The following is a 15760-nucleotide window of genomic DNA, read 5'->3' as shown; positions in this document are numbered from 1 at the left end:
CGAAGACGAAAGATTTTGAAACAAGCAAAGAAATTAAAGCCAAAAGGGCTGATATTAAGCAAAATATCAGAAATAGCCGCGAACAATTGAACGATAAACAAAAGCAAAAAAAGAATTCAGTTTAAGAAATATTGTGCCTTTAAACAAACGTCCTAAGCGGTTAGCTCAGTCAATCGACTTAACAAAAAATATCCTGCGAAAAATAGAAACATTAAGAAATAGCAATGGCAGAAAATTAGAGGATTGGAATCTTGGGTTTAGTAACGGCTGTTACTTAGCCTCTTAGTTTCAGCGTTATTTTTTATCGACGGCAGCGTGATGAAAGCAGCTGTTTTGCAAACAGGAAATCTTGTTTTATCGTTATTTTAAAGTTTGGTGACCGTGTTTCAACTATTGCGATTTTATGTCCAGCTTTTTCTGCAAGCATTGAATCATCCGTTACATCTTTAGGTATTTTTCCGGAATATATTTTTTTAAAAAGAGCAGCTTTAAAGATTTGAGGCGTTTGCGCGTTCCATAGAATGTTTCTGTCTAATGTGCTTTTAACAAATCCGTTTTCGGAGATTTTTATAGTATCTTTAGCTTTTTCAGCGGCTATTGCGGCGCCATATTTTTTTGCAGCTTTTAATACCAATATAATATCTTCGGCGCAAATTAACGGTCTTACCGCATCATGTACGGCCACAAATTCTATAGCGCCTTTTAAAAACGCCATGCTGTTTTTTACTGAATCGAATCTTTCTTTTCCCCCGGCAGTAATAGTAAAATCATAATTTTTATATTTTTTTGATAAAACATCTGACAGATATTTTGGAACGGCTAATATTATCTGGTTAAAGGCTTTCACAGATAAAAAGGCTTCAATGCTGTGCATAAAAACTGGTTTTCCACAAAGCGTTAAAAACTGTTTTGATGTTTGAGATCCAAACCTTTTGCCGTCTCCTCCGGCGACTATTATTGCTGCAGCTTTCATTAATGCCTACCGTTTCCGTTTTTGCGCTGTGAAGGCATGAGATATTCATTGTTCTCGGAAACTTTTCCGAAAACCATTCTGCCTGATGAAGTTTGTATTATTGAAGTGACATTAAGCTCTATTTTTTTTCCTACGTATCTTCTTCCATCTTCTGCAACAACCATTGTACCGTCATCTAAATATCCTATCGCCTGATTAGGCTCTTTTCCTTCTTTTACAAGAAATATCATAACACTTTCTCCCGGCAGAAAAATAGGAGTAAGAGCATTGCACAAATCGTTTATGTTTAAAACAGTTATTCCCTGAATTGCCGCCATTTTGTTTAAATTAAAATCCGTAGTTATGATTTTTGCATTCAGTTCTTTGGCAAGTTCAGTAAGCTTTGAGTCCGTCCCTTCAATATTTTTATAATCTTTATCGTAAATTTTTATAACTACGGCTTCCGAATTTTGAAGTTTTGAGACTATGTCCAGCCCTCTTTTAGAACGGTTCCTTCTTATCGCATCATTTGAATCTGCTAGTTTTTGCAGTTCTTCCAAAACGAATTTAGGTATTACAAGAGTTGCAAGCAGAAATTTAGTTTCTACTATATCATAAATTCTTCCGTCAATAATTGCACTTGTATCCAGAAGCAGTGGTTCAAGAGGTTTATTCTTCTTTGAAATTTTTAGAATATCTTTGTCGAGAAGGTCAAGCTCATCCTTTTTCTTGACGGCAATAACCATGCCAAAATAAGAAAAGACAATTTTAATAAGCAGCGAATATTTTTCAAAAAAGAGATTTATTTTCGGGCTGTCAAGTAAATCAACTCCGTAATCTAAAATTTTTGCCGCAATAAGTCCCATGACAATGCCGATAATTGCAATTACAAGAGTATCCAAAGGGGTCTTTTGAAAAAAATATTCCAAAACTACAATTGCTGCAGAAATTGTAAGTCCTACAAAAGTACTTTGCAATGTAGGTTCTATCTGAAAATATGCAATCAAAGGTCCTGCCAAAATAATAAGAATTCTTACAATCCAAATTAACATGATTACCTCATAAATTTATTTAATAATTTTAATGCACTTTTAGTGTCGGGATATATTCCTGTCCATATTTTAAATCCGTGAGCGCCTTGATTTATCAGCATACCTTCACCTGTATAAAAAGCAATTTTATTTTTTTTTGCTGCTTTGATAAAAGGAGTCAACTTATTATATATTATCTCATAAATTACAGCATTTTTTTTTAATGATTTTATTTCAAAAGGAAATCTGTCAGTTTTGTTCATACCGCAGGATGAAGCGTTTATTATCAAGTCTGACTGTGCAGCTTTTTCAATAATTTTGTCTTTTCGAGGTGCTTCGATTTCAAACTCTCCTGCAAGAGATAAAGCTGTTTTATGCGTTCTGTTTGCTAAATATATCATTTTTGCACCACTGCTTTTTACGGAATATATTATAGCTCTAGCCGCTCCTCCCGCTCCAAAAATAAATATTGTTTTTCCTTTTATCTTTATATTTTTTGAAATCAAATCTGAAACAAATCCGGAATAATCCGTATTATATCCGTAAAGTTTACCATTTTTTATCGCTATAGTGTTTACGCTTCCGATGCGCTTTGAAGCCTTATCTGTATAATCTAGAAATTCCATAACGGCCGTTTTATGTGGAATTGTTATATTGATTCCGCAAAATCCTAAGATTTTTAAAGCTTCAAGCGTTTTTTTCAAATTTTTCGGATCAGTTTCAAAAGACATATAAGCACAGTTGAGTTTTTCTTGTTCAAACCATGCATTTTGCATAAGCGGTGAAAAAGAATGCTTTATAGGGTAACCTAAAATGGCAAATAATTTTGTTTCAACGTTTAAATTTAAGTTTTTTTTGCGCTGTTTCATTTGCAGGATCCAAAGATAATATCTTTTCCCACGTAAGAAGTTCGCGGTTCTTTTCTCCGAAAGCCTCATAAGAATATGCCAACTTTGTCAATATTGTCAAATCTTTTGGACTGTCCGACAGACGTTTTACATAAACAGATATTATATCAAGAATAATCTCTTTATTTACAATATCAAACTGTAAATTTTTATTATTTTTTTCATCATGATGCGCTTTTATTAAGCCGGAAGTGAATAAAATACATGCAATTATAAAAAAAACAACAGCAGCTTTTTTTCTTTTAAACAAAATATATCTATCATTAAATATTTTGTTTCTAAAAAAATTATTAATCCCTTGTATGCGCTGCGGTTTGTAGTAATAAATCCAGCCCAAAATAAAAAATATTAATGATAAAAAATAGATTGATAATATCATAACTTTTGCTATTCTACCATAAAGAAGTTTTAGTAGTCAACCAATGTGTGCTGAATGAACAAATCCATATTGACCACAAAAAAATGGTACTTATAGCTTTAGCTTTTATGCCATTCTTATGAATTTTATTGGGCTTGTTCCAATTCCGTAGTTTTTTCTTTTTCGATTTCTTTAGTGGTTTCTATAATTTGTGTCTGGTTGTCTTCTTGTTTTGCTTCGGGTACTTCAAGCTTTTCTGCAGCCTTTATCATTTCAGGCGTAAGAGGGCTACTTTTTACATATAACATTTCAGCCTCATTTTCTTTTAAAGCTTCTCTTGTGTAAACGCATCTGGGATTCCAAAGTAACCAATTTCCTATTTCATTGTCATAACAAGCCTGTATTTGCGCTCTTATATGCTTTTTTTCGTATTTATATCCGAACATTGTAAAATCCTGCAGCCAAGGACGAAGTTTTTCTTTTGGAATTCTTTTTAGTGCACCTTCTATCGCTTTGTAAACAACCGTATATGGTTCTTTGTTCGGTTCCTGTAATCCGAATTCTCCTCTATAGTAGTGTGATGGATAAACCATGGGACTTACGTAATCCACCCATTCCGCCATTTCGACAATTTTTTGCCCTATTCCCATATCGTTTGAAGAAGTTGTCGTTCCACCGAAAACATCTATTGATATTTTTGCATCTTTTGCTTTAAGTCTTTTGTTGGCTTCTTTTAAAAATTCGACTATAGCTTGTGAAGCTGTTTCGCTTGAATGCTCTTTATTGCTGTAACGGCAGTTCTTTATATTTCCATCTGAGGGAAATCTTATGTAATCAAACTGTATTTCTTCAAAACCCAGGTCAATCGCTCTTTCGCACATTTCAAAAATATATTCCCAAACGTCTTTATTATAAGGATCAAGCCATGTTATACCTTTGTTGTCCGTCCAAAGAGTGCCATCTGGTTTTTTTACTCCCATGGAAGGCTTTTTCCTAGGCATAAGATTATCTCTGAAAACCACTACTCTGGCAATAGTATAGATATTTTTCTCTTTTAATTTTGCCAGATATTCGGTGATGTTCGGGATGGCTTTGAAATAGGCTCCGCTATTATTTGCAGTTTTTACTCCGTCAATGTATATTTGCCCTTCCATCTCTTTAATATCAATAACCGCCGTGTTGAGTTCGGTATTGTCAAATAAATCTATGACTGCGGCTCTGTGTTTGTTTGGACCGCTTATCCACGCGGATAAATGAATTCCTCTGATAAATTTTTCCGGTTCGGGGGCAGCTTCAATGGAAATTTCTTCAGCAAGCGTTTCTGCAATAGTTTCTCCATATCGAGGATGTTCCAAAATTGTTGTTTTAGAATTTGACGTTACGCTTGCGCATGCCGACATCAAAAAAAATATAAATAAAGACAGTGTTGAAATAGATTGTTTAAAAGTTTTTTCCTTCATAATAAAGTATTCTAATGAAAATCACTCTTTTTGTCAATTAAGCGGTGCTAAATGCTGTCTCCACAAAAATAAAATTACTGTAAAATACTTTAAATAAAATTTAAAAAGGCGGATTTAAAGTATGAAACAGTTACATAAGAAGTTCAAAAATAAGCAAGTGAAAAAAGAAAGAATATATTGAAGGAATTTTAGAAGTAGGGTTAAGCCTATTTTTGATATTTTGAGTAAAAATAGATACTTTGTGAAACTGCTTCAAAAACAAAGAATTCCCTAAAAACTTATTATGGAAATAAGTTTTAATATAATATAAGAACGATTCAAATAAAAATTTATAATTATGCTAAATTAAAGAGATGGTAATATATAAAAAAATGCAGGGCAATTCTTTCTGTTCGACACTTGTCAATAATTAAGTGTCTGGGAGTTTGAAAATCAGGTTACAAGCCTGAAGTATTTCATAGACATTGAAAAAATTCTGTGCAATATATAGAAATAAAACATAGTAATTACTTGCCCAAAAACATCTGCAATTATAAATATAAAAAAAGAGGAAGAATCAAAGTTCTTCCTCTTTTTTATAACTTGCTGCTTAATTAGTGGAATTCTGAACTATTTCGTAAGCTTTACCTTTATAGTAATTCAAAGTTAAAGACACGCCTTCTGCTTTTGTTCCTGAAATTCCGTCAGTCGTAATGATAAACGATACGTCATCATCACTCGTAACATCTATTGAACGCCACTTAAAGTTGTTGAAATACTTATTTCTTCTGGCATCAATGCCTATTTCAGGCACATAACTTGCTTCTACGACGGTAAAAGACGATGCATTGTACCAAGTTTTATTTCGCGCGTTATAAATTTCCTGTGTAGCCATAATTTCCGAGAGTAATGCCTGTCCTTCAACTGCCACTGATTTTTGAACATGATCCCTGTATATAGGTATAGAAATAATTGAAAGAATGCCTATAATAATGATAACAACAATTACTTCCGTCAGGGTAAATCCAGAATTTTTTTTCATATAACAACCTTCTTTTCAAGATACTTTTTATGGAAAATAAAAAATGTTGCCGCTCAGAAAAGTCTAATATGGTTTATTTTATTTGAAAAGCATCTTTTTTCAACACATTGCCGTCTGCATCAACTACCACAACTGACAAATCACCTTCAAGACCAGGATAAATGGTTTTGCTGCTCCATGTTCTGAAAGAGGGAGTTGTAATTTTTAAAGGAACTTCTCCTATCGACGTTTCGCCGGCATACCATATGTGTTTTATTTCTGTGCCTTCAGCACCTTCAACTTTTGTCCAATAATAAATTTTTGGTGTGTCTTTTGAAAATTCTGCAGCTGTTCCCTCAGGCATTCTGTCGGCAATCGCCGTACATACGGCCGAATCCGAAACCGTTATGCCGCTTTTTTCCTGAGCAAATACTGCGACTGTTCCCATCATAACTGCCAATGCAGCCAAAAGACTTACTTTCTTCATTTTGTTTCCTCCGTTTTAGATTTTTTTACTGCTATTTTTTCCTCTATCTCCTCTCCGGTTTCAATATCGTTACCGGTTAAAGTGTAGTAATTTACGACTGGAATACTTAAAAAATTATCTTCGGAATTTATATAAATTTTTGATAAATATGCATTTCTTCCGTTTATCAATATTTCCGCTTTAGGTTCGGAATTTATAAGCAAAATTTTTAACTTGCGGTCTTTAACTGCATTCATCTGCATATCAAAATGCCCGGCTTCATTGTATTTAATGCTAAAACCGTATGCCCTTCTTTCAATCTTTGCTATTTCTTCGCGGCTTCCGTCAGAAGCATATAACAGCCAGTAGTAGTCAATCGGAGTTTCCTTATCTATCCGGCCGTCGTTGTCAATTTTAGCATCGTAGCGTACTAAATTGGCATTTTTGCTTCTTTCAATTTTAAAAAGTAGTTTTGTCGTTTGCGCAAATGTCAAAGACATAAATAAAGATACAATTACAGACCCATATATAAACGATTTGAATTTTTTCATGTTTTTCCTTAAGAACTTATTCTATATTATTATTATATTGCTTTCAACACTTTTATTATTTTCAATGTTATGGAAAAGAGTATTCAAAAAAAGTAAAATATTGCAAAAAAGGAGGAAATATATGGCATATGAATGGAGCAGTGATTTAGAGACCGGAAATGAAATAATTGACAGCCAGCATAAAGGATTGTTTTCAGCATTAAATAAACTTGTGGAAGCACAGCATCGCAGAGAAGGTGCGCAAGAGCTCAATAAAACTATAGAGTTTCTTACGGCTTATGTGATACAACATTTCGCCGATGAAGAAAAATTGCAGGAAGAATATAATTATCCAGACAAATTTAACCACAAAAGTTATCATAACGATTTTAAACGAACAGTCAAAGAATTGGTTGAAAAGCTTAATGTGGAAGGTTACAGCGACGTTCTTCTCGAACATACGATTCAGATTATGGCCGATTGGCTTATAAATCATATTAAAAGCGACGATTTCAGGCTTGCGGCTTATGTGCAGCTGGTAAAAGGCCGCGGAAAAGAATAAAAAGTGGGAGTGCTTTTTTGGAAATAACTTAAATATGGAAAAACTCAAAATCGCAGAGATTGAATCCGAGGTCAAAAGAAAGAAAATCAAAAATATTTATATTTCAATAAACTCTTTATCGGGCGAAGTCTGCATATCGGCGCCTTTAAAAATGTCATTGCATGCCATAGAAGTTTTTTTTGCCTCAAAAATCGCATGGATACGCAAACACAAGGAAAAAATATCCACATTGCCGGCCAGAACGGTTAATAATTATGTCAGCGATGAACGCATTGAGCTTTTTGGAAAAAAATATACGTTAAAAGTTTTCAATTATGCCGCTGCACCTAAAGTTTTTTTCAATTTTGATTCTGTGGATATGTATATCTCTCCGCAATCCGACGTCATTGACAGAAAAAAAGCAATGGATGAATTCTATAAAATTAAACTCGAAGAGATTGTTCCGTCTTTTGTTTTAAAATGGGAGGAAAAACTCGGCATTTATACTGAACCTGATTCGTTGAAGTTTTTATTTAAAAGCATGCGGGACAAACTGAATTGGTTTGGCAGCGGAATCGAAAAGGATAAGGTTATTTTAAGAAACCCCGTGATTATTGGTTATAAAAGACTGAAAGACAGATGGGGACTTTGCCATATATCCGATAAAAAAATAATTTTAAATGTAGAACTTGCAAAAAAGAGCGTCGGCTGTATCGAATATGTTACCGCTCACGAACTTTTACATCTTAAAGAAAGGAAACACAATAAAAGGTTTAAAGAGTATATGAAAAAAGCTTTTCCGGACTGGCGAAAATTTGAAGACGAGCTGAAAGGATATATTTAGAACCATTTTATTCTTTGCCGTTCTTTTTGGAATATTCCGAAAAAGCACAACCAAAATTGTCGTGGAAGTAATTGTCAAGTTCGTTTGCTTTTATGGCTATTTGTGTGAAATTATTTTTAATTTCTTCGACTGAACCTGAGAAAATGTCCGATATTTGCACTCTGTAAGAAATATAAACTTCATTTTTTGAAATTCCAAACTGAAAAGGTTTAATGTTTTCTGAAAGCAAAAGCCTTAATAAAGGCTCGATATTTTGTTTTGGAAGAACATTTAACGGCGACGTTGAGAACATATAATTGTTTTGATAGACGAACATTCTTATTTCAGCACTGCCTTTATGAAAACGCCACGTTTCATAACCTTTGCGCGCAATTATCGGATCGATGCCCATATTTGCGATGGACTGTTCGCAAAAAACTGCCAAATGCGTCAGTTTTTCTTCTTTAAAAGCGTTTATATTCATTTTATTTCCGCAGTTTTGGCAGTATTCGATTTCTTCTTTTATCAAAGCTTTGCACGTATTGCACTGTATGGCAAAAACCGTGCGGTCAATATCTTTGACCGATTCAAGCATTTCTTTAAGCATTGAAACAGGTATTGCATAGCCCATATTTTCAGCTTCTTTAAGTTTTGACACCGTTATTCCTATGAGCTGTCCCGACGCGCTAAATAGTGGTCCGCCGCTATTTCCTGGATTTACCGCCGCGTCAGTTTGAATGTAATTATGGCCGTCAATCAACTGTTCTGGAGCCGAAACTGTGCCGTTCGTAATGGTAAACGGCATACCGAAAGGAAAACCCGCGGCGCATACCTGAGATCCGATTTCAGGTTTTATTTCTTGTGAAAGTTCTATGGAAGGAAGATAACTGAAATCATTTTCCGAATGAAGAAAAGCTATGTCAGCAGCTGGATCTTGCACTACGACATTTGTGACAAAATTTTCTTTTTCCGAATTTTCTATGGCTACTTTTTTGAACCCTTCCACGACATGACAGTTAGTGATGAAAAAATTGTAGTCTTTCAAATAAAAACACGAGCAGGAACCGCCTGCGTGGTTTACTTTAAAAACTATTTGCGAAATTATTTTATTTTTGTTCATATTATTGTCCGAAAAAATTTGCAAAAAAGCCTTTTTTAACAGTCAAATCGCCCCTCATTATTTTGCTTATTGCCTCATAAAGAATCGGAGTGCCTTCACTCCATACTTTTGCCGACGAATGCCTCATTGCATTTACGATTATCGCGTTTATGTCATCTTGCAAATCATTGTGATAATATAAATTGTAAAAACAGAAAAGCGTTTCCATCGCGGCGGCTATATAATCTCCACCGTCGAAAAATTTTTCTATGTGTTCATACGCTTTCTGAAAATTGTTCTGAATATCTTTCAGGTTAGATCTTCGCTTAAACGGAATAAACACTTCTATATCGTACAAATCTTTTATGAAACTTTTTTTATCGGTAGTGAGCAGTTTTTCAAGATAGGCTTTTGCACGCGTTACAATTTCCGAAAGGTTTAATCTATTTGAATGCATGTCCGATATTTCCCGCTCGAGTTCATAGCGGAATTGTCCCTGAGGATGAGCGTAATAATCTATTTTGCGCATTGTGGAGGCAAGCATGCTCCAAGCCCAACCAAAATAGCGGTTATTTTCAAAATATTTGACATATTCGAAAGCTTCGTTTATTATATTTACAACAGTCCTATAGCATATCTCCGCTGTTTCAGGTTTAAAAGGCGTTATCAGCGGTTTAGTTATGCGTTCCGCTCCGAACTGCGAAATGAATTTATCGTCATATTTGTCGCCTGTCAGGCATATCTGCCTAAAAACCGAATAAAGTTTGTTGGGATTATATTCGCATATCTTGCAAACATACTCAAAAGTGAGGGATCTTCCTCTTAAAAATATTTGCTCAAGGCAAAGTTCATTAAAATTGATTTCCGTTATTTGACGCAAAAGCGCAACAGCATTTTTTTCCGGTATATTTAAAAAAGGCGCATTTACGGAAATAGTATTATCGTCGATATTTATGCTGACCACTATGGAACCATGCGGAATTTTATATGATTTTTTATCAGCGGATATGTACTTTTTATTAAATTCGGGATTTATATAATCAAAAAGAAGTTCAAACGATTTCAAATACTGTTTGTTTTCATAGGCTTTCCAGCATGCGTCCCAAACCGGCATATTAAATTTGCTTGCCGTAGAACCAAATAATGATTTATAGAAAATAGGAATACAGTTCATGTCAAGCGATTATATATTAAAGAATAGTTTAAGTCAAGAAATAAAATTTTTTGGTACCTCAAAGGTAAAAGCAGATTGGAAAATAGTCTATAATATCTTTGCATTAGCAGAAATTTGATATAATAAACGTCATAAATAACGGCCGATATGCTGCCGAAACAATCGAGTCAAAATGCCTCTTTATAAGAAAGAATTGACCATTAAAGTTTTAGAATTGCATAGCGCTTTGAGAAATGAAAAAGTTGAACTTTTTTTCAATGACGAAAGTTTCAGAGATTATATGCTCATTGCCGAGGTAAGCAAAAACGGACAAAATTATGGTAAACTTTTAATATATTATAAACCTTCAAAAAACACATATTCAATAAAAAAACAAATTAAAAATGAGAAAATTTCTGTAATTATTGACAATGCATGGAATAATCTGAACGGAAACAGCACCTATGATGCAAGAAGCGGAATTTACGAGGCTTTTGTGGACGGCTCTTATATTGCAGGAGCCGCAGGTTATGGAGCCGTTATTTATCTCGGCGATGAGCTAAAAGCTGAAATAACGGGAATAATTTTAAACGTGGAATTCAGACAGTTCGGCGGAGAACTGCAATCTGTTATTGAAGTTTTAAAATGGTGTTTTGCGAATAAAGTATTGAAAGTGAGAATAAATTACGATTATCAGGGTATAGAAAAGTTTGCGACAGGCGAATGGAAACCGAAAAACAATTTGTCAAAAGAGTATGTCTCTTTTATAAAAAACGCAAATATAAACATTGAATGGCGTCATATTAAAAGCCACACTGGAAACAAAAAAAACGACGAAGCCGACGTTTTGGCAAAAAAGGCCGCCATGTCCGTATCAAGCACAGTAAGTAAAAAATTTGTAAATCTCAAAAACAAAGCTTTAAATTTTATTAATTTTATAAACCATACCTCAAAATTTTATGCGCAATATGTCGTCAGTGAAAACTGTGAAATCAACAAAATCAAAATAAAAAACAAAGAAACAAAGCATTCTTCTATCATAGAAATAATTTATGCAAAAACCGGCAGCTTCTCCATAAGGCAGCCAAAAAATCCCGCGGAAACAGAGATATGCGCACTTTGGCAAGAATTCCTTTTAACTGAAGATTTCAGAGGCATGTAAGGCAGAATCTGTGCGGAAATGTCAAAAAGACTGTCTAAAGTATCCTTTTGCCAGCTCTCTTTGCTCAGTTAAATGCTTCTAGATGTCATATTCTAATTTGCCACCTTCAAATGCCCGTCCGATAAAACTCTATCAGGTCTCCTATCTTCTCATTATTCCAGCTTCCAGCAGCTTTTCGATATCTGTAAAATCATGACCGGATGTTAAAGATATTCTTATTCTTGCAAGTCCTTGCGGAACTGTTGGAAATTTTATGGCGGGAGCATATATGCCGTTTCGATAAAGAAGTTCAGCGATTTTTTGTGTGCTTTCTATGCTTCCCGTTATTATCGGAACAATTTGAGAAACAGAATTTGACGTATTAAAACCGGCTTTTTTCAATTTATCTTTTAAATATCTGGAAATTTCTGTCAAATGTTTTCTTCGGTCATCGGACTTTTTTATTATCTCGAGAGCTTTTAATGCTGCAGCGCAAATTAGTGGTGAAATTGCAGTTGTATAAATGAAAGCCCTGCTTTTATTTATTAAAAAATCAATTAATTTTTTGCTTGAACAAACAAAGCCGCCCTGTGCGGCAAAAGCTTTTGAAAGAGTGCCTATAATTATATCCACTCTATCTTCAATACCGAGTTCTGACGCCATGCCTCTGCCTTCTTTGCCGAAAACGCCGGTCGAATGAGCTTCGTCAATCATGCTTACAGCTCCATATTTAGCACACAATTGTACGAAATCTTTTAATGGAGTACAATCTCCGTCCATAGAAAAAAAGGATTCCACAACGGCAAGTTTTAACGTATAACCGCGGGCTCTTTTGAGCACGGTTTCAAATGAAGCCATATCGCAATGTTCATAAACAAAAATTCTCGCTCCTGACAGTTTTGCGCCGTCCCAAAGAGAAGCATGATTGAGTTTGTCCATTATAACACACGCATTGGCATTTTTTAAAGCAAGAGCGCTTATCACTCCGACATTTGCCTGATAGCCACTCGGGAACAACAGCGCTTTTTCTTTGGATTTAAAAGCAGCAAGTTCCATTTCCAGCTGTTCATGAATTTCAAGATTGCCTCCGACCAAACGTGAAGAAACACCCCCTGTGCCATATTTTTTGACCGCCTGCGCCGCTGCTTTGCGGATTTGCGCGCTGTCCGCCAAATCCAGATAATTGTTTGACGAAAAATTAATATATTTCTTCCTGCCGATATTTATATGTGCACTGGGATTAGAAGAAATCAAACGGAGTTTGCGTTCAAGTCCAGCAGTTTGTATCTGTAATAATTGTTCGGATAAAAAGTTGTCTAACATTTTATACTCCTAATCGTATTGTCAAAAAAGCTGCCATTTCAATGTTTTTGTCTGCACTTTCTTATTTATACTTTGTCAAAACATCGTACTTTTTCCTTATTTTTTCGATAAGAGGCTTTAAAAAAGTACGACGCAGCATATAAAAAGGTTTATTCATAAAAATATATTTAAGCCAAACTCTGCCGAAACGTTTATTTTTAAAATTTTTGCCGAAATAGGCGTGAAACGCAAACGGGCGAATGCCTTTTGTTTCAGGAATTACAGCTTCATGCCCGAAATATTTCGCAATTTCCAAAGGCGCTATTCGCATTCCGTGTTCTTCAAAAATATGCCTTTTGCTTACACAGACAATTAAATCCTCATTATATGTGCCGTTGTGCGCTTTTTCAAAAGGCATTTTGATTTTTGAAGGAAGTTCAAGCAGCTTTTTGGAACGCAGAGAAACACTATTTCCGACACGGCATATATTGCCTTTAATATCTTTCAAAGATTTTAATTTTGGCCACGGGGAACCCGTATAATCATAATCTAAAAATTCTTTGCGCCACATATCCGGATTTATCACAAAACCATCGTAATGCACCAAAAGAACAAAATTAGTGTGGACATATTTATGCAGTTCGTAAAGTATCTTATGGTTGAACTCAATTATGCTTTTATTTTTTGAAGTATATTCAAAACGGATGCCAGCTGGCAGATAAAACGGCTTTTTATAGCTTATCAAAACCGCATCGCCAAACTCGACACATTTCATGCTGTATTTCAAAGCTTGGACAGTTTCATACACATGCGTGCAAGCCAAAGCCGCTATGGTAACGTCAGGAAGTTTCAACATAAACTTTTTATTGTTATAAGATTATACAATTTTTAGGAAATTGCCACTGTTTCTTTTTCGCAAACTAAAAAATATTCTAGCTTTGAGGTTAAAACGAGTTGACTGCGCTGCGTTTGAAATACAAAGCCGCTCCCTGTCCACCAAAACCAAAAGAAAGGGAAAGTGAAGAGTTTACAGATTTTTTTTGCGCTTTTACGGGCGTGTAGTTCAAACCTTGTTTTATATCGGTTTCCCTGAAATTAAGCGTCGGCGCAACTATATTATTTCTCATTGCAAGTATTGAAAATATTGCACCCACAACGCCAGAAACGCCGAGCATATGTCCAGTAGCTGCTTTTGTGGAACTTACCGATAAATTTTGTATATTTGAAAAAACAGAAACAATCGCTTCGCTTTCACGTAAATCATTGGCTTTTGTTCCTGTTCCATGCATATGAATATAATCAGGAATTTCATCTTTTGCAGCATTTTTTATGATGTATGCCATTTTTTCACATGAATCGATGTTGAGCGGATGATTAGAAAAAATGCCTTCGGCAAAGCCGGTTATTTCACAATAAATTTTTGCACCGCGCAATAGGGCTCTTTTGATATCTTCCACAACTATAAATGCCGCGCCTTCGCCTATGGCAAAACCGTCGCGATTTTTGTCAAAAGGTCGTATTCCGTGCTTTGAAAGCACTCCGATATTTCTAAATGCCGCAATGTAAAGGGGATGAATGGAAGTTTCAGCGCCGCCGCATAATGCCGCGTCGCATATACCTTCTTCAATCATACGGCAGCCTTGAATTATATTTAAAGAACCAGTAGCGCAGGCAGCCGCAGCACAACGGGTTTCACCATGTATATCCAGCACTCTTTTAAGCTGCTGTGGAAAATCATTTTCTAAAGTAAAATTTTTTGCAAATATATCTTGTTTGCTTTCTCCACAGGAAAGAGCTATTCGACGCGGTAAATAATCCGAATTTTTTACGCCCGATTCTGCCAATGCTTCATTTGCGGCAATAAAAGCCATTCCGAGCCGCCGCATATTTTGCGGAATATTAAAATCTTGAACGCGTGCCAAGAATGCTTCGCTTTTTATTTCATATTGTACGGCCGAGCCGCCTCTTATCAATCTCTGCCAATTTGTTTCTTTTCCAGTTCCGAGTGGAGAAACTATTCCCATTCCGGTCACTGCAAATCTTACCTTAGGGTTCATTGTTTTCCTGTTATAAAATAAACAGCTATTTTTGCAAATTTTTTAAATTATTCTTGAATCGATATTGAATATTTGTCCGGAAACAGTTTTAAACCGCGAAAGCATGAGAATAAACTCTATAAGTTCTTTTATGTCAGTAGTGGTATTTAAAACGCTTTCTACTTTTCTTTCTTCTATATATTTGCCGCCGGCAGATTTTCCGAGAGAAGTAAAATGAAAACCCGGAAGCACGGCGTTTACAGAAACGCCGAAACGTCCTCCTTCCCTTGCAGCGGTTTTTGTTATTGCCGTAACCGCGGCTTTTGAAGCTGAATAACTTGCCGCTCCTGCATAAGATTTAAAAGCGGAAATTGAAGAAATATTTATTATTGAGCCGCTGCGCTGCTTTGACATAACTGCCAGCGTTTCTTTAATCATATAAAATGTGCCGTTGAGATTTGTTTGTATGACTTCATTCCAATTTTTTGCAGACTCTTTTAGAATTATTTTATTTTTGCCTATTGATGCGTTATTGATAAGACAATCTATTTTGCCGAATGATTCCCGCGAATTTTTTACAAAAGAAGCTGCTTCTTCAGGATTTGAAATATCGCATTGAAAAACTTTACAGCGGTCAATTTCATATTCCGGCTTATTAGTTTTATAACAGCCGCATACGTTCCAGCCGTTTTCTGAAAACGCAAACGCAAGCTCTTTACCTATGCCTCTTGAAATTCCGGTTATTAACACTGTTTTATTTTGCATATTATTCCAACCTGACTTTTAATTTGCTGAAAACATTGATGGCAATTCATACTACACAATTTTTATACAATTTACAATTTTGTCCTCAAATGTAAATTTAGGTATTGTAAATTTTATTATTTTAATTATAACAAACAAATTGGAGGACAAATTGATTTCTAAATTTCTACAGACCAAATTAATAGCTTTATTAGT

Annotated in this window: 17 protein-coding genes; 3 read left to right on the top strand and 14 right to left on the bottom strand. The window is 35.0% G+C overall.

Annotated elements, in window-relative coordinates:
- Positions 1-301 precede the first annotated feature (301 nt).
- The 8 genes from ispD to LBD46_00600 all read right to left on the bottom strand — a co-directional run bounded on the left by ispD (position 302) and on the right by LBD46_00600 (position 6726).
- Positions 302-973: a 2-C-methyl-D-erythritol 4-phosphate cytidylyltransferase gene (gene ispD / locus LBD46_00635; GenBank protein MDR2425684.1), complete on the bottom strand. Its 672-nt coding sequence runs from the start codon at positions 971-973 to the stop codon at positions 302-304.
- Positions 973-2004: a hypothetical protein gene (locus tag LBD46_00630; protein MDR2425683.1), complete on the bottom strand. Its 1032-nt coding sequence runs from the start codon at positions 2002-2004 to the stop codon at positions 973-975. Before LBD46_00630 ends, ispD begins: the two co-directional genes overlap by 1 nt.
- A 2-nt stretch (positions 2005-2006) precedes the next feature.
- Positions 2007-2852 (bottom strand): shikimate dehydrogenase, encoded by an 846-nt coding sequence (gene aroE, locus LBD46_00625; protein ID MDR2425682.1) that lies wholly within the window; start codon positions 2850-2852, stop codon positions 2007-2009.
- On the bottom strand, positions 2815-3141 hold the full coding sequence (locus LBD46_00620; protein MDR2425681.1) for a DUF4919 domain-containing protein: 327 nt from the start codon (positions 3139-3141) through the stop codon (positions 2815-2817). The genes aroE and LBD46_00620 overlap by 38 nt, the downstream gene beginning before the upstream one ends.
- Positions 3142-3395: 254 nt before the next feature.
- A complete protein-coding gene (locus tag LBD46_00615; protein MDR2425680.1) occupies positions 3396-4709 on the bottom strand; it encodes a putative glycoside hydrolase in 1314 nt (437 codons plus the stop codon).
- Between the two features lie 589 nt (positions 4710-5298).
- Complete coding sequence (locus tag LBD46_00610) at positions 5299-5730, bottom strand: prepilin-type N-terminal cleavage/methylation domain-containing protein (protein MDR2425679.1); 432 nt, start codon at positions 5728-5730, stop codon at positions 5299-5301.
- Positions 5731-5803: 73 nt separating this feature from the next.
- A complete protein-coding gene (locus tag LBD46_00605) occupies positions 5804-6196 on the bottom strand; it encodes a DUF2914 domain-containing protein (GenBank protein ID MDR2425678.1) in 393 nt (130 codons plus the stop codon).
- The gene (locus LBD46_00600; protein ID MDR2425677.1) at positions 6193-6726 is read right to left on the bottom strand and encodes a DUF4833 domain-containing protein; all 534 of its coding nucleotides are present in this window, start codon (positions 6724-6726) and stop codon (positions 6193-6195) included. The genes LBD46_00605 and LBD46_00600 overlap by 4 nt, the downstream gene beginning before the upstream one ends.
- Positions 6727-6847: 121 nt before the next feature.
- On the opposite strand from LBD46_00600, the gene LBD46_00595 reads away from it, so the two are divergent.
- Both LBD46_00595 and LBD46_00590 read left to right on the top strand, forming a co-directional pair.
- Positions 6848-7267, top strand: coding sequence for a bacteriohemerythrin (locus tag LBD46_00595; GenBank protein ID MDR2425676.1), 420 nt, complete (start codon positions 6848-6850; stop codon positions 7265-7267).
- A 34-nt stretch (positions 7268-7301) separates the two neighbouring features.
- Complete coding sequence (locus LBD46_00590; protein ID MDR2425675.1) at positions 7302-8090, top strand: M48 family metallopeptidase; 789 nt, start codon at positions 7302-7304, stop codon at positions 8088-8090.
- Positions 8091-8097: 7 nt separating this feature from the next.
- Here the strand turns inward: LBD46_00590 and LBD46_00585 are convergent, their stop codons facing one another.
- The gene (locus tag LBD46_00585) at positions 8098-9189 is read right to left on the bottom strand and encodes a trypsin-like peptidase domain-containing protein (protein ID MDR2425674.1); all 1092 of its coding nucleotides are present in this window, start codon (positions 9187-9189) and stop codon (positions 8098-8100) included.
- A gap of 1 nt (position 9190) precedes the next feature.
- Positions 9191-10342: a YbjN domain-containing protein gene (locus tag LBD46_00580; protein MDR2425673.1), complete on the bottom strand. Its 1152-nt coding sequence runs from the start codon at positions 10340-10342 to the stop codon at positions 9191-9193.
- Positions 10343-10514: 172 nt separating this feature from the next.
- On the opposite strand from LBD46_00580, the gene LBD46_00575 reads away from it, so the two are divergent.
- Positions 10515-11483 carry a reverse transcriptase-like protein gene (locus tag LBD46_00575; GenBank protein MDR2425672.1) on the top strand — a complete coding sequence of 323 codons (969 nt, stop codon included), beginning with the start codon at positions 10515-10517 and terminating at the stop codon, positions 11481-11483.
- Positions 11484-11624: 141 nt separating this feature from the next.
- Here the strand turns inward: LBD46_00575 and LBD46_00570 are convergent, their stop codons facing one another.
- The 4 genes from LBD46_00570 to LBD46_00555 all read right to left on the bottom strand — a co-directional run bounded on the left by LBD46_00570 (position 11625) and on the right by LBD46_00555 (position 15565).
- Positions 11625-12785 (bottom strand): 8-amino-7-oxononanoate synthase, encoded by a 1161-nt coding sequence (locus LBD46_00570; GenBank protein ID MDR2425671.1) that lies wholly within the window; start codon positions 12783-12785, stop codon positions 11625-11627.
- Positions 12786-12846: 61 nt separating this feature from the next.
- Entirely contained in the window at positions 12847-13620 is a 774-nt protein-coding gene (locus LBD46_00565; GenBank protein MDR2425670.1) for a hypothetical protein, read from the bottom strand.
- Positions 13621-13708: 88 nt separating this feature from the next.
- Positions 13709-14821 carry a beta-ketoacyl-[acyl-carrier-protein] synthase family protein gene (locus LBD46_00560; protein ID MDR2425669.1) on the bottom strand — a complete coding sequence of 371 codons (1113 nt, stop codon included), beginning with the start codon at positions 14819-14821 and terminating at the stop codon, positions 13709-13711.
- Positions 14822-14863: 42 nt separating this feature from the next.
- Positions 14864-15565 (bottom strand): SDR family oxidoreductase, encoded by a 702-nt coding sequence (locus LBD46_00555; protein MDR2425668.1) that lies wholly within the window; start codon positions 15563-15565, stop codon positions 14864-14866.
- Between the last annotated feature and the right edge of the window lie 195 nt (positions 15566-15760).

This window comes from Candidatus Endomicrobium procryptotermitis (assembly GCA_031279415.1).
GTDB lineage: Bacteria > Elusimicrobiota > Endomicrobiia > Endomicrobiales > Endomicrobiaceae > Endomicrobium_B > Endomicrobium_B procryptotermitis.
This window is presented reverse-complemented; position numbering and strand designations above follow the sequence as displayed.

Excerpts from the sequence above, each read along its gene's own strand:
- ispD (MDR2425684.1), bottom strand. The coding sequence starts at position 973 with ATGAAAGCTGCAGCAATAATAGTCGCCGGAGGAGACGGCAAAAGGTTT.
- LBD46_00630 (MDR2425683.1), bottom strand. The coding sequence starts at position 2,004 with ATGTTAATTTGGATTGTAAGAATTCTTATTATTTTGGCAGGACCTTTG.
- aroE (MDR2425682.1), bottom strand. The coding sequence starts at position 2,852 with ATGAAACAGCGCAAAAAAAACTTAAATTTAAACGTTGAAACAAAATTA.
- LBD46_00615 (MDR2425680.1), bottom strand. The coding sequence starts at position 4,709 with ATGAAGGAAAAAACTTTTAAACAATCTATTTCAACACTGTCTTTATTT.
- LBD46_00610 (MDR2425679.1), bottom strand. The coding sequence starts at position 5,730 with ATGAAAAAAAATTCTGGATTTACCCTGACGGAAGTAATTGTTGTTATC.
- LBD46_00605 (MDR2425678.1), bottom strand. The coding sequence starts at position 6,196 with ATGAAGAAAGTAAGTCTTTTGGCTGCATTGGCAGTTATGATGGGAACA.
- LBD46_00600 (MDR2425677.1), bottom strand. The coding sequence starts at position 6,726 with ATGAAAAAATTCAAATCGTTTATATATGGGTCTGTAATTGTATCTTTA.
- LBD46_00595 (MDR2425676.1), top strand. The coding sequence starts at position 6,848 with ATGGCATATGAATGGAGCAGTGATTTAGAGACCGGAAATGAAATAATT.
- LBD46_00590 (MDR2425675.1), top strand. The coding sequence starts at position 7,302 with ATGGAAAAACTCAAAATCGCAGAGATTGAATCCGAGGTCAAAAGAAAG.
- LBD46_00585 (MDR2425674.1), bottom strand. The coding sequence starts at position 9,189 with ATGAACAAAAATAAAATAATTTCGCAAATAGTTTTTAAAGTAAACCAC.
- LBD46_00580 (MDR2425673.1), bottom strand. The coding sequence starts at position 10,342 with ATGAACTGTATTCCTATTTTCTATAAATCATTATTTGGTTCTACGGCA.
- LBD46_00575 (MDR2425672.1), top strand. The coding sequence starts at position 10,515 with ATGCCTCTTTATAAGAAAGAATTGACCATTAAAGTTTTAGAATTGCAT.
- LBD46_00570 (MDR2425671.1), bottom strand. The coding sequence starts at position 12,785 with ATGTTAGACAACTTTTTATCCGAACAATTATTACAGATACAAACTGCT.
- LBD46_00565 (MDR2425670.1), bottom strand. The coding sequence starts at position 13,620 with ATGTTGAAACTTCCTGACGTTACCATAGCGGCTTTGGCTTGCACGCAT.
- LBD46_00560 (MDR2425669.1), bottom strand. The coding sequence starts at position 14,821 with ATGAACCCTAAGGTAAGATTTGCAGTGACCGGAATGGGAATAGTTTCT.
- LBD46_00555 (MDR2425668.1), bottom strand. The coding sequence starts at position 15,565 with ATGCAAAATAAAACAGTGTTAATAACCGGAATTTCAAGAGGCATAGGT.